1 protein-coding gene is annotated in these 749 nt (G+C 61.3%); it reads right to left on the bottom strand.

Translation table 11 applies throughout. The annotated features are described in order from the left end of the window. The coding region (locus ACIOU6_RS27155; RefSeq protein ID WP_401139781.1) for a PCRF domain-containing protein at window positions 1-749 on the bottom strand (749 nt) is incomplete at both ends.

Raw genomic sequence — 749 nt, 5'->3', positions numbered from 1 at the left:
ACGGGGGTGGTCGGTACGTGACTAAAACGTACGGCCGAGGCGGTGGAGGTTACGTGCTGACCACCGGCACCGGAGGAACGATAGGTGTCGATCCGCAGGTCTGCCGGGTTGATTTCGATTTCCACCTTGTCATCGATCTCTGGCGAGACGAAAACCGCCGAGAACGAGGTGTGGCGACGGTTGCCGGAGTCGAACGGGCTCTTGCGCACCAGACGGTGTACGCCGATTTCGGTACGCAGCCAGCCAAAGGCGTATTCGCCCTTGATGTGCACGGTCGCGCCTTTGATCCCGGCGACTTCACCGGCGGACAGTTCCATGATGGTCGCGTCGAAACCGCGTTTGTCAGCCCAGCGCAGGTACATGCGCAGCAGGATGTTGGCCCAGTCCTGGGCTTCGGTGCCGCCGGAACCGGCCTGGATGTCCAGGTAGGCGTTGTTCGGGTCCATCTCGTGGCTGAACATGCGGCGAAATTCTAGCTTGGCGAGGTTGTCCTCGAGACGGGCCAGCTCGGCGACAACATCGCCCACTGCGCCTTCGTCGTTTTCTTCGACAGCCATGTCCAGCAGGTCGCGGCAATCGGCCAGACCGCCGTTCAGTTCGTCGAGGGTATCGACGATCTGCGCCAGCGCAGCGCGCTCGCGGCCCAGCTCCTGGGCGTATTCAGGTTTGTTCCAGACACTCGGATCTTCAAGCTCGCGATTGACCTCGGTCAGACGCTCATGCTTTTGATCGTAGTCAAAGATACCCCC

Source organism: Pseudomonas sp. NPDC087615 (assembly GCF_044743445.1).
GTDB classification, from domain to species: domain Bacteria; phylum Pseudomonadota; class Gammaproteobacteria; order Pseudomonadales; family Pseudomonadaceae; genus Aquipseudomonas; species Aquipseudomonas baetica_A.
The sequence above is the reverse complement of the archived record's forward strand: the minus strand, read 5'-3'. Positions and strand labels throughout refer to the sequence as shown.